General features: G+C 35.1%; 2 protein-coding genes. Both read right to left on the bottom strand.

Going from position 1 to position 14,668, the window contains the following annotated elements; genetic code table 11:
• Positions 1 to 157 precede the first annotated feature (157 nt).
• The gene (locus tag DRZ96_RS04930; RefSeq protein WP_112889806.1) at positions 158 to 364 is read right to left on the bottom strand and encodes a hypothetical protein; all 207 of its coding nucleotides are present in this window, start codon (positions 362 to 364) and stop codon (positions 158 to 160) included.
• Positions 354 to 14,120: a SpaA isopeptide-forming pilin-related protein gene (locus tag DRZ96_RS04925; protein ID WP_146740967.1), complete on the bottom strand. Its 13,767-nt coding sequence runs from the start codon at positions 14,118 to 14,120 to the stop codon at positions 354 to 356. Before DRZ96_RS04925 ends, DRZ96_RS04930 begins: the two co-directional genes overlap by 11 nt.
• Between the last annotated feature and the right edge of the window lie 548 nt (positions 14,121 to 14,668).

The raw sequence follows: 14,668 nt of genomic DNA, 5'->3' as shown, positions 1-14,668 counted from the left end.
GATGATTATGAATGAGAGAGTGGGTGCGTGGCCCTTTCATCTATGAGGGTGGACCACCGGACTTCCCTCCACCACTCTCTATTCATTTAACATTGATTTTGACTTGCACTTTTCACAAGTACTTTACGGAGGGTGCCTCTTCTTGTCCTTAATACTATTAATCATAGGACAACCACCTTCTCTCGTCGGCCACGAGGCCCCCTGTCACAAAAGTTTCCGCCTTACATTTTCTATAAAATTTCAGCCTTAGAAGATTAGATCTGGCATCCTTAAAACTACTCGCCATAAGAGGACTTTTCTTCTTGTCCCTATAACTATTCATCATAAGAAGACTTTTCCTGGTGTCCCTATAACTATTCATCATAAGAAACACCCCTCTTCCTGCTGTAAACATAAGCCGCCGCACTCATAAGCACAAGCCCAGCAAGAGTAAATATCAACGTACCCCTACCACCAGTAAGAGGATATTCCGCCTTACGGTTTTCCACTTGGATAGGTGATTTAGAATCAATATAAGATCCTTCATTGCTTGATATGTTCGTTATATCAAGCCTATTTGTTACTTCGTCAATCATTGTACCAAAAGCATTGATATATACATCAGATTTTGGATTTACTGGACTTGTTGCATTTTCTTTAAGTTTTCCAGTAAATTCTACTACTAGAGTTTTATCTGTAGATAAATTGCTTCTACCTTCTTGATCTCTTGTGTAGTTAGTTCTTCCATACATCTCTCTTATTGAGTATTTAAGTGGATTAGTAGTTGATGTTACAGTGTAATTAGTTGGAGTAACTGTCTTAAAGTCAGCATCTTTCAAGTCGTTAATAGTTTTATCCTTATCAAGAACCGCTACTTTAATAAGTTTAGAAGTATTAGTTTCTTGAACATTCCAACCTTCTACAAAAAGTCTAAGGTGTGAATCATATTCGTCAAAGGTCCATTTACTGTTGCCTGGATTTATAACAAGTCTTTGCTTAAATGTTCCCTTGTCCTTATCCACTTCAAGGATTTCACTTGTTATCATGCCATTTGCACCAATAGTCTTGCTTGCCTTTAATGGGTCTTTTTCAAAAACTTGAAGTTTTCCATTTTCTAGCTTAAATTCCTTGATATATCCAGGGAATTTACCATAGCCATCTGGAGCTTTAGTCTCTTCAAGTGCGTAGTAACCGTCTTTAGTTAGGTTTAGACTAAATTTACCATTTTCACCAGAAGTTACTTTCATAGTTTCCTTCTTGCCTTGTGCATTGGCTACTTTGTAATCAGTGTATTTTCCATCTTTTGATTCTTTATAAAGAACTTTGAATACTGCACCATTAAGCTTCTTAGATTTATCGTCGCCATCTACTTTTTCAAATTCGAATGGTTTGTTGTTTACAATGTTGATTGGAATAGTTCCGTCAACTGGTTGGAAGATTTCTTCAGTACCCTTGCCATCTGGAGTTGGAACAGTTACTTTGTGATAAATCTTTCCAGAACTATCTACTTTAAAGTAGGCAACTGCTTTTGTTGGTTTTATATAACCTTCAGGTGCTTTTGATTCTACTAGCTTGTAGTAGCCCTCTTCAAGTTTTTCGTAAAGAACAATTCCGTCCTTGTCAATAAATTTTGCATTTCCTTTAGGAGTCCAAGTATCGTTTGGCTTTTCTACTGTACCACCATTCTTGAATAGGGAGAAGGATGCTGTTAATAGCTTTCCATCTTTATCTTTAATTAATTGACCATATGGGTCAACTTTCTTGAACTGAATCCTATTAGATGGGTTAACTGCTTGGATAGTTAAGTCAGCAGAAGCTGTATTTGCATTTTTGAATTCGAAAATCCAATCTGTTCTAGATACACCTGGATACTTCTCTGTAATATATCTTCCATATTGATAACTATAGAAAGTATTGTAATTGTATATGTCTGATATACCATTATAAGATAATAGATTTTCAGTATTCATAGTACCTGTAACTTTAATAATCATTGGACCATATGGGTCTAGTTTTCCTATTTGCTGTTCTTTTGTTGATTCATTAGCCCTTATATCAGTTGGTGGCATACCGCCAACTCTTCTTAAGTTTGGACTGTCTTCATTAACTGCGAAAGACTCTGGCATACTTTGAGCTATTGCATAATCACTATTATCCCTTAGTTTATAATAAGTGAATTGTAAGTCTTTTACATCTATACTTGGTGTGTATTTGAAGTATAAATCTTTACCGTTGTACTTTCCATCTCTATTTACATAGAAGTAATGGACGAACTCACCTGTTTTTGGATTGTAATGGTAAAGCTTAGATGCCATATTAATATAGTTAGTGTAATCTGTTCTTTCAATTGTATCGACAACATATTTTACTTCTATATTTTTATAGTTGTCCTTATTATTTCCAAGTCCTACTCCAACATATTGATTTCCTGATGTCTTAACCTTATCCAATGTTATATGAGCGGTAATCTTGTTTTCAAAGCTCAATAACTTATATTGCTCAGCATATTTTGTGAATGTGTAAGTTATTGTTCCTGCTTCTTTGTCATAGTCTGCCTTGGCTATTGTACCGACACCGTCTGCAAAGAGGTCCATGTTTCCTACCTCATCTGTTCTAATACCTACAAGGTCCATATTGTCAGATAGTTTTAGTACGAAGTAGTCTCCAGGTTTTATCTCAATATTTGGATCAAGTTTAAATTCGTTATCAAATTCCAAACTTTGTCCAACGTGAGGTCTGACTACACTATTTCCTTCTGATGATGTTACTTTTGCATCATCTGGGTCTGGTCTAACAACTTTAAGTTCAGATTTGCTTAGAGTAATATTATCTGTTAAGTTTTGACCTGTCCTTGCTATGTCTCCAGAATATGGGTCTAGGTCCTTACCACCAACTGTGAAGTGCCATACTTGGCCAGTGTTGATATGACCAGATGGATTTTCTACTTCTCTTAGTTCGTAGTTACCAACTGGAAGACCGTCTATTACAAGTACACCCTTTTCATTTACAGTACCTTCATAAACTGCATCTTTTACAGGATTTCCGTCTTTATCCTTCTTACCACTAGTCCTGATAGCTTGGAATTTAGCTCCAACTGTCAATTCTCCACTAGCATCTGCAGTTGCTCCTAAAGCATTTCCGTTTTCGTCAATTTTTTTGATAGTGACTTTACCTTTACCAGGTTTTTCGTTCAATATCTTACCCATGTTCTTAGCTGTTGCTGCTGTTACATAGTCAACTAGTGAACCACCTGATGATCCTGCTTTACCATATTCTGCTACATAACCGCCTTCTTTGTATTCTAGGGTTATATAACCTTGGGCACCTGCAATAATTCTACCCATTGGTTCATTTGATTCTGGGTCTATAAAGTTTGCAGTCTTTAGTGGTATTTCCTTTGGATTTCCATCTTTATCTTTAACTTCACTTAGAATCATACAAGTATCCATGTTGAACTTATCTGTATTTACTAATTCGCTAAAATTATAGACTTTATTATCTGGATCGCCTTTTATCTTAGCCTTAGCATTATTAAGTTCTATTTTTTCTTCATTGTATGGGTCTATTATTGTTAATTCAGTTAACGCTACTTCCTTTTTAGTCTTTGGATTTATGATTTTTCCAGACCTTGTATCAATTTGTTTGATTGTAAATTGTAGAAGTTCTCCTTCAATTGGCTTGTAGCCTATTGGTGGTGTTACTTCTAATAGTCTGTAACGACCTGGTTCTAGTCTTCTAAATCCAAAGTAACCATTGAAGGCTGATGCTACATAAGATTCATCTAGATCATACCAGAAGGAACCTTCTCTCTTTTGTAGCTTAAATACAGCACCTTCAAGTCTGTTGTTATTGTAGTCTTCTTCTGTTCCATCTGTTTTTAGTTTGGCGTGCTTAGAGAAAGTAATATTATAAGTTTCATCTTCGTTAGTTATTGTCATTCCATCTTGAGGAATTGTCTTTATACTATCTGAAGAATACAAGTCTTTAATATTCGCCTTAGTATATGAAGTTTGGATTGGTGTGGCATTTTTGATATTTGAGTTATCAACATTTGATGCTAGTACAATGCGGCCTGCATCGTAATAATTACCTGCTATTGTGGCACCTTTTCTTAACCAAACATCATATTTTTGCTCGTCAGAATTACCATAGAACCATTTCTTAGCTTCTGCTTCTCCATAAATACTTGAATAATAAGCGTATAGGGCTTCCATACCTTGTTGGTAAGCTGCGTCTCTCTTAGTTTGGAGACCGCCTGTGTTTCCAATGTCCTTATCAACCTTCCAACCTAATTTTCCATTTTTATAAGTTCTTTGAGCAAATACCCATTCTCCTGCATAGAAGTCTACCTTAAGTTCTATTTCCTTTAGGTCAACTATGTTGTCGTCGTAGAATCCTTCAATATCTATGAAGTAAACTCCATCATTTGATAGGTTGATTTGGTCTTCGTCAAAGCCCCAGTCAAATGGTCTCCACCTTGCAGTGTTAACAACTGATACATTGGATTTTCTTAAGTCATAATCTTTTAGAACATCATCAGGGGTTAAGTTGTCTGCTGGGTTTGCAACTTTATAAGTTGTCCTATAAGCAGTCTTTACACCACCACTTGTTGTCTTTGGAGGTTGTGAAGGTGTATCAATTTCTTCTCTCTTTGTTGTAGGAGTTATTTGGACGTTTATCTTGTCAGCACCTTTGTATCCTCTAGTATCTATATAGATTCTTTGGACGAAAGTCTTATTAACAGGGTCAATATTTTTAATTATTGACTTATATTTAATTGCATCAGTTGAACTAGTATTATCTCCTGCCTTTGCCCCTTCAGATGATAGATATGAAGTAGATGTGTGTTTTGGACCACTTTCTTTAATAACAAGTTGTCCTCTTTCTTCTACTACTTGTAGTTTCCAAGGTGCTGCAGGTTTTTTGTAACCAGCTGGCGACTTAGTTTCTGTTAATAGGTAATTACCAACTTGTAGCTTGATAGGTTTATTGTTTTCGTCAACAAATACTACATTACCATTTTCATCGGATACTGCTTTTGCAATTATCGTATCTGTTCCGTCATCTTTCTTTAATTCAAATTCTGCACCAATTAGACCTATATCAGCATTGTTCTTCTTATAGATTTTAAGTTCGATACCTGTTTGTGGGTTGGTAATTAATGCAAATTTTCCTTCTGGAATTTCAATTTCATCCTCGCCAGGTTTTGTTCCACCATCTTGAATAAAGTTTGCAGAAACATTTACTACTGATTTAGGCATAGTAAACTTGTTGTCTGTAACTGTTATAGGGTTACCACTTGCATCTGTAACAGTATATGAGTAGAATGTATATCCCTCATTGGCTGTAGCTGTAAGAGTAACTTCTTCTCCTGCTTTTGCAGTTAGCTTGTCAGCTTCAACTTTACCATTGTTTGAACTTATAATGTTTATATCAAAAGCGTCTGGTTCAGGCTTAACAATATTTACATTATAAGTCGTTGTTTTGCCACCATATGTTATGGTAAGTGGCATATCTTGTGCTTCTTTTGCTGAACTAAATCCTGTTACCATACCAGGGTTTACAGCAATTGTTTGTTTAGTACCATTAGACATCGTTGCTTCGATTGTAAGGTTTGTTACATCTAATCCTTCACCAACTTTGTAAGTTGTCTTGTGGTTTAAACTATTAACTTTTATACTCTCAAGATTTACTGGAGCATCCTTCCATTGAGCTACAAATGTGTAGTCTCCACCAATTTTAATAAATCCTCCAGGTAGGTATACACCCTGATATCCTTTTATTGTCCATCTTAAAAACTCTTTTCCAGCTGGAGGAGTAAATTCACAATTTGGTATTCTGTATTGATAGCCATTATATACTTCTTGGTTCTTCATTACACCAGATCCACCATTTGGATCGAAGCTTATGATTGATTTATATGGATCTCTAACAAAAGTTGCTGAGACATCTATATCCTGATCCCTAACGGTAAATGTTGCTTGATTGTTAACTACTCTTTGTGTGAAATCCCATCCACCTATTAATAGTTGGTTTAATTTATATCCAGGTTCTGGCCTTATAGTCAATGTAAACTGTTCACCAGTTACTGCTGAAGATTTATTACTTGTTACCTTACCATTTTGAATATTAGGGTCAATGGTTATTTTATAACCGGAAATTGCTTTGTCTTTCCAAAGTGCTGTAAGTGTTGTATTAGCACTTACTTGGATAGTATCTCCTGGTTGATATTCTTTTCCACCTACTGACCAAGCTTTAAATTCTTTTCCAGCTGGTGCTGTGAATGTAGGACTTGGTAGTTTGTAATCGCCTTGTGGAACAGTTTGACTTTGCATTGTTCCTGATCCACCATTACCGGCATTAAAGTAGATTGTCACATCGGTATTTAATTTCTCAAAAGTATTTGTTACTATTACATCCTTATCTGGCATTCTAAAGCTAAATACATCTTGTGCTATTACATTTCCATCTTTATCAGTAATTTTATTGCCTGTCCATTCGTATCCAGGGTCAGGTACTATATTTAGGCTGATTTCTTTTCCAGTTTCTCCATATTGTGGAGCAGTTACACTACCACCTGTTGATTGTTTGATTGTAATTAGGTGTTTGTAGTTGATTTTATTTGCGCTGTTGTAAGACTCGTTTGCTGTAGCATATTTCCAATAAGATAGAGGTGGATTTTTTTGCCTGTCGTATAAATAATAAGCTTCTAAACCTAAATTTGAGTTGTCAGTGTAGTCTACAGTGAATTCAACAGCATACTTATCAGTACTCCAAGGGAAATTTATAGTATTACCTGTGTAGTAGTTGTCACCAAAAGGTCCGTTATGATTTATATCAGCTCCATTAGCTTGTAAGTTATCTATAGTTGAAGCATTTTTAACTTTATAAACTCGGATATTCTTAGGAGTTATTGAAGTGCCATTAGCTGTGTGGTAGTTTAGCATAATAGGTTTTTTACCTAATGTCTTACTTCCATCAATTAAGAATACTTGTGTAAATTCCTTAGTATCTTTATTGATTCTAGTAATTTTAGTTTGGATTCCATCTTCATCTTGGTGGCTTGCTATTGTAGATTTATTTGGATCTACTTTTTGCCATCCACTAGCTCTTTGAGCCTCTGGAAGTGGATCGTCAGAAATTTCTAATCCTGAATTTGTTCCTAGTGCAAAGTCTCTGTTGTAAGCAACCATTGCAATTTCACCAAAAGTCATTCCATCAGCTAATTGGTTTTCAAGATTGTTTTCTCCATATACTGCATTTATATTTTGTCTTATATATTCTTGATTTATTTCTGCTTGTGATCTAAGAAGAGATTTTTCATCAGCTTTTGAAGTTAATCCATATTGAGCTGACCTTAGGCCTTGCATTTGCTTTGCAAGTCTAAGATTTCTAACTTGTTGTGCTTCAGTTGAGTTAGGGTCTCCTACTGTTAGGATTGTGTTTGCAGCTACTGGTTCAAGTGCTGGTTGTGCAGCTCTTTCTTCTCCAGTAGTATTATTTGTGTCCTCAGTTTTAGCAATTTGTTTGATGAAAACTTTTCCTTCATCTGTTATCCTAACTGACCAATCATTATTCGCTAGTTCATAACCTGGAGCTGCTTTATTTTCTTCTAACTTATATGTTCCTGGTGTTAGCTTGTCGAAAGATATCATTCCATTAGAGCCTGTTGTCATGAATCTTTCATCCTCGCTAGGTTCTGGACCTGTTAGCTTAAATTCTGCTCCTTGAATAGCTTGTGCAGCATTAGTTTCTTTAACCTTCTTTAGTTTGAATCCAAATGTTTTTGATTCATTGGTTACGTCTAAAGAGTTATCAGCTATATAAGAACCTTGGATACCTGTAGACTGTTCTAGTACTGGTCCTGATTCTTTTATTATATTAACTTTTTCGTAGTAGTCAGACTTCCAATAGGTTGTACCATTTTCAACCCAGTCCATGCCTGTACCAACGCCGCCAGTGTCTTCATTGTATGGTACCTTAATATCTACAACTATTGGTTTGTTAGTTGCTGGGAAATCTAGGCTTAGTCTGTCTGGTTCTCCATACCTACCTGCTACTTTCTTAGCTGATCCCTCTACAAAACTAGTAATGTTTTCTGCTTTGTAGTCAGCAAGTCTAATATCTTCTATTTCACCTGTGACAGCTTTATCTAGTTTAAATACTTGATAATCTTTTCCAGCTTTTGCATTACCCTTATACCAATCCATATTTGGATATTCTATTTTTTCTCTGTGGATTGTAGCAGTTGTTTTTCCCATACTTTCTGCTTCTGGGTTTAGGACATATCTTTGGATAACATACTTTTCAGTTTTATTGATACCAACTATTCTTGTTCCCATTTTAAATGGTGTTGGGAAGTTTCCAGTCCAGTCAGTACGTCTATTATCATATAGATTCCAGCCATCAAGGCTTCTGCCTGCTACGTTAACCCAGTTAACATTCTCTTTTTCTAGGATTGAACCAATTGTTTGATCGGATTTTTCTCTATAGTTATAAACTTTTTTGTTGCCTTCAGCATCAACTACTAAAACCCATTTTTTATCGAGTTTTCTGTAGCCTTCTGGTGCTTGAGATTCTTCTATAATATAGGTTCCTTGAGTTAAGCCTTCAAATTCAACGATACCATTTTCGTTAGAAGTAGCTTCTTTATTAATAGTATTGCCGTCTTGTCCTTTTATTGTAAACTTAGCTCCTGGAAGAGCTTTTCCAGTGGAATCCTTCTTATAGACTTTGAAGTTTCCTCCACTTGGTTTATTGCTTACAGGTATTATTATAGTGTCTTTTCCTGTGAAGCTTGTTCCACTTCCACCTACTTCATTTATAACTACATTTCCTGTGTCATATACTATTACTTGCCATCTTCTATTTGACTTAACAAAGCCATTTGGAGCTTTAGATTCTTGTAGTGTATATACTCCTGGTTCTAAGTCATTAAATTCTACTAGGCCGTCAGAACCACTGTACCTATTAATTATTTTACCTTCTTTGTTTTTTAATTCAAAAATTGCGTCTGGTAAATTAGTATTATCAACTTCATTGGTCTTTTTGATTTTAAATGAGCCTGGTTGGTAAGTTTTATTTATCAGTTTAATTTTTTGGGAATAGAATTTAGGAATTTCTTTTCCCGTTTCTGATCCTATTGCCCAGTTATAGTTACCTTTTTGGTAAGAGCCTGTGTGTCTACTGCCATTTGATAGATAGTATCCTGACCATAGGTCTTTGAATCTCTGTTTATCTGTTACCTTAAAGGTTTGGACTATTACATAACCTTCATTTCCACTTACTCTAGGTAGGTCTATTTCAAGTGGGTGCTTGCTATGACCGTAGTCTAACAAACCCTCATATGATTTTAGATATTCAGGTTTATAGGTAACCCTTACTTCTCCACCAGATTCTGAGAATCCTTTTTGTGGATCTACATTTGATTTCGAATAAACTCTAATATAATCAAAAGTATCTTGTTCTGGTCTTATACCATAGGATAATGGCATTAGATTTTGTTTTCTATTTTGGTCGCCATATACCTTGTATACTTTTAGGTCATCAAATCCAAAGGCTGGATATCCATCTGCACGATAGTATTCTAGACCTGGTCTTGGTTTTTTCATCGACAACCAGTCAAGTCTAACTTTTCTTGGTCCACTAGACAAATTAGTTGGGTTGTAATAAGAAACAGCCTTCATGTAGATTTCTCCATCGTCACCCTTATAAATGTCTGTTATATATTCACTTGTTAGTGGTCCGCCTCCACCTTGGGAGTCATAAGCATAGTAGTCAGTCTTTACATTAAAGTTTAATGTCTTATTGCTAGTTGCTGCATTTGGATCGTCTGGATCTACTGTTATCTTAAAATCATAACCATTTGTCTTGTTTGTTTGAGTCGCATAGTACTTGTCTGGGATAATACCTACAATTTCCAATGACGCACTCACATCAGTTGCATCTTTTACAAAAACATAGGTCAAAAGATTAGTGTCGTAGTTAAAGTATGGTTTTGCAAGTAAATTGCCATCACCATCTTTAAGGTCTGGTATTTCGTAGACATATCTCTTGAAGTCTAGGTTAGTATCAAATTGGATTTTGAACCTTCCACCTTTAACAACATTGCCAATAGTATAAGTACCATTATATTTGTAAGATTCTATACCATAGGCTTCCCAAATGCCCTCTTGCCATCCAAGACGGCCATCATCTGGTTGTGTTTGTTTTTCTTGTAGCTTCATGCTTTGGTTAAGAACTGTTACATTGTAATTAGTAGTATCTTGTCCTACCTCTACATCTTCTAGGATATAGTCTACACCATTTATTGGTGTACCATTACCATCTTTGAATCTTGCCTTGTAAGTTACCTTGCCATCTTCAGATACATTTACATCAAATACAACATTTGAATTTTTGTATCCTTTAGGCGCTTTCTTTTCTTCTATAGTATAGTTACCTGGAGCTTGATGACCAAAGGATACAAGTCCCTTAGTTTTTCCTTCACCTTCAGCTTGTGACTGAACGTCAATTATTGGATTTCCATTTGAATCCTTTAGGGTAAATGTTGCACCACTTAGGCCGTCAACTTTATTTTCATCAAGCTTAGTAAGTTCTATTGGTGATTTTTGAAATGCTTCGTTGGTAATAGTAATCCTTGTTATATCACTTGTAGGGTTTTCTCCTGTAGAATCTGATGAGTTTTTAGTTGACAGACCAATTATTTCTTGCATCTTAGCTTCATTTGCAACACTTGAATTATCTGTCAACCAGTCATAGGATACCGCACTTGTGCTAGTACCACCAGTTGCCTTTACTTTTACCAAGAATCCCCAATCATTTCCAAATCTTGAAGCTGGGAATTTGATTTGGTAACCAGTTTTACCTGTGTAAGAATCTACTACTTTGTCTTGTCCTATAATTTTATTAGCGTGATCTTTGTTTAGAACTTCATTTCCCTTATATGTGCCCGCAGTCTGCTTTTGCATTATGTTTCTAGTAGTGTATCTATCTCCAGGGGCTACATCTAGAACTTCTACAGTGTCAATTTTTCCTCCACCTGCTAGGTTAAGATTTAGTCTTGTGTCTTTATCTGTACTTCCACCATAGCTATTTGCTTCTGGTTTTAGATAGATATAAAATTCTACATTTCCCTTTTCATCAATGCTACCATAGTGCATTGCATTCATGTAGGATGGATATGATGGGTAGTAGTTGTGTCTTGTAAGAACTGTGGCTACTTTTCCACCTTGCATAGAAATATTATTTCCCGATACTGATACAGTACCATCATTGTGGACTGTGATTTGTTTAGGCTCTTGGTCTAATTTGTATCCAGCAGGTGCTTTGTTTTCTATTAAGTTATAAGTTCCTGGACTTATGTTTTTAAAGTTTATTTGTCCATTAGCGTCTGTTTGTAGTTTTAAAGTTTCTCTTGGGCTTTGAAGTGTAAATTCTGCTCCTGCAAGTTTCTTATTAGGATCCTTGCTATCTGTTTTTATAATAGTAAATGAGGAATCTGTTTCATCTGTAGATTCTGTCATAACATTATAAAGATTATATGCTCCATCTTCTAGGGAATAGTAGTTATACTTTTCCTTGTAAGAATATTTTGTTTCATCTATAGTTGGTCCTTCTGGGAAAGTTTGAATTATATTTGGAGTAATCTTTGTTTCTGATCCATCGTTTCCTATTGTCCATGTTTTAACAGCTGGGATATCAAAGTTTCTATCAGCTTTACCTATTTCTCCTTCATCAACTGTTATTGGACTTGATAAAGGATTTCCATTAGCATCTTTAACTTCTATGGTTTGTTTAGGCATTGTTTGAGTGCTATCAATACCAGACCAAGTTTGTTTTATCTTTATTGGTTGGTATTTGTTGATGTTAACACCTGAAAGTGAATAGCCGGCTTCTGAATCTGTTATATCTGTGTTAAATTCGTAAACTGCAATTCTACCTGGAAATTGTTGGTCTGATGGATTTTTTCCCTTTGCTGGAATTGTTTTATTAAGGTCTGTCTCTCCTATTATGACCTCCATCTTACCATCACCTGGGTTAAGTCTATAAACAGCCATCTTTGCTGATGCTAAGGTTTGATCTCCTGTCAACTCTCTTGTAGCTAAAGGAAAGCCTATAACAGGGTCTACTTTTTTAGTGTTATCACCTGTTGACACTTGGTCTGTTACAGTCCATTTAGCTGTTGTATCAGATGAAAATTCACCCATAATTGTTGTTCTATTGTTAACGCCCACACGCTTAGAAGTTGTATCTTCCATATAAGACTTGTTATCTGCTGCGTCATAAACTAGTCTTACTGCTCCTGTTTTCTTCTTATTTAAAAGAGCAACTGATAGGTCTAGGGCATATTTTTCTTGAGGATTGGTTATCTCTGTTTCAAATGTGTAGCGAACCTCTCTTAAAGATTTATTCAAAGTATGGTTTTTAGATGCTACTATACCAAGCTGACCTTCAATTTCATTTTTTGTTAGGCCATCTGCCTCAGTTCTAAGCTCATCACCATTTAATAATAGGTCGCTAAAATCTCCTAGACCAGATCCTTTAACAGTAGTAGCGTTTGAAGATAGACCCAAAGCTAATAAGTCTTTAGTTGATGTAAATGTAACTGACCAATTTACTGCTACAAGTTTTCCATCTTTTACAACGGGAGTTCCATGAGCATCCATGTAAACCTTATAGTCAGACCCTGGTTCTACTATTTGTAGAACTTCATGTCCGCCTTCTTCTGAAATTCCATTTACTATGTCACCATTATTATTAACCATTACTTCTGGAAGTTTTACTGGTCTAACTACGCCTAGTCCAGAAATAGAATTGTTAATAGGGTGAGTGTCTTTTATTTTGTCTAGTTCTTTTATTTTGTTAACATTATAGTCGACATCTATGACTATAGGAATTTGTAGGTCTTTTGCTATAGGGTTTTCAACTGTATATTTAATTGTATTCGTACTTTCGTTGTACTCAGGTTTCGCTAATACTGTTCCATCGTTTACAATGTTTGGAAGAATAGTACCTGTTTTAACAGTAAGTCTTGGGTCTAGCTTGATTTCAAAAAATTGTCCTGGTTGAATTGCTCCAGTAATAGTTGATGTATCAAGTCTAGTCCTGATCGTGAACTTTTTATTTTCTAATTCTTCCGGGCTTGCTCCAACAGGATTAGCCATCAACATATCTGACCTGAAGTTTTCTTCCCTATCTCTTTCAATAAGTTCTTGGAAGGCTTCTTCGTTATCTGCCATCAGTTTGGCTTGGTCTTCTCTTGACAAGTCGTACTTATCTTCGAAAGTATCAAGTAGGGCTTGAATTTCTTCTAGACCGTTATCTTTGTTTTTAAGTGCTTTTTTAAGTTCTTTGTCTGCTTTTTGTAGGTCTGTAAGTCCAAGGCCTTCTTTGATTTTTTCTAGTAGACCTTTTTCTTCTTCATCTTCTGTAAGATCTTCTGTCTTATTTTTATCTTCTAATTTATTTGATTTTTCCTGGTTTAGACTTTTTTCTGATTCTTGTTTTTGTTGGTCCCTTAGACCCTTTTCTTTTAACTTTTCTTCTAATAGCTTTTCTAGCTCGATTCTCTTTTGGCGAGCGTCCCTATATTCTGCTTCGGCTGCTGCGGCTTCGGCTTCGTTGGCTCTTGCTGCTTGTGCTTGTTTTTCTGCTTCGATTCTCAAAAGCTCTTGTTTTTGTTTTTCAAGTTCTGCATTTTCTTTTGCAGCTTGTTCTTCTTTTGCCTTTGCTTCTTCTGCAGCTTTTGCTTCTGCTTCTGCCTTTGCTTTTTCTTTAGCCTTGGCTTGGTCCGGTTCATTCTTCTTTGTGTTTTCAAAGAATTCGTAATCGTTCTTTGTTTTCTTAGCCGGTATTAGTTCAGGAGCCTTGCCTGTTTCTTTAGGCTTGTTAGAAGAATTTTTATGTACTTCTTCTTTCTTATTTGAATTAGTCTTCCTAGTATCCTTCTGACTGGTCTTCTCGGCCGGCTTATTAAATAGTTCGTCGGAAATCTTTTTCTCAATCTTATTTGAATTTGAGTTTTCATAATTGGTATCATCTACTAATCCTGCAGCCAGTGCTGTGACTGGACTAAATACCTCCAATATCATTAATAATGCCAAGAATAGGCACGTAAATCTTTTAAAAATATTATCCATTTTCTTTCTCCTATCTCTTAATCAGTAATAAGTCTTTACTAGGAAATATGTAACTCTCTAGTAATGATATATACATTCTAATACAAGAATAAAAAGATATCAATACCTATTTTGTAAATTATCCTTCGCCAATGGCTTGTTTTGGTCTTTCTTGAATACTCTCGAAGAATCTTTATTTTTTATTCATGTCTTATTATCAATGTTTCTTATGTAATACTTTTGTAACTTTCCCTAAATATAGCGCTTTCCTATATTTACTTATTTTTAAATATTTATATATGTATTATATAAGTATATTTTTTGTATTTATTTTATACAATTTTTCTTCAAAAGAAAATTTTTGATTTTTTTATTTTTATGATTCTATATTGTGATTCTCTCTGGTTTCCTGGCCTATTTTTTTATTTTTGTAAAACTCTTTAATTTTTATGAAATCTTTTCTCCATAGATAAAAATACAAGAACCTAATTTTGATATTATTTATCTATTAAATATATTTTTACATTCTCTTTAATTATTTTTTTAATTATTAGACTTGTAATATTTCT

Source organism: Peptoniphilus harei (genome assembly GCF_900454685.1).
Taxonomy (GTDB): domain Bacteria; phylum Bacillota; class Clostridia; order Tissierellales; family Peptoniphilaceae; genus Peptoniphilus_A; species Peptoniphilus_A harei.
The sequence above is the reverse complement of the archived record's forward strand: the minus strand, read 5'-3'. Positions and strand labels throughout refer to the sequence as shown.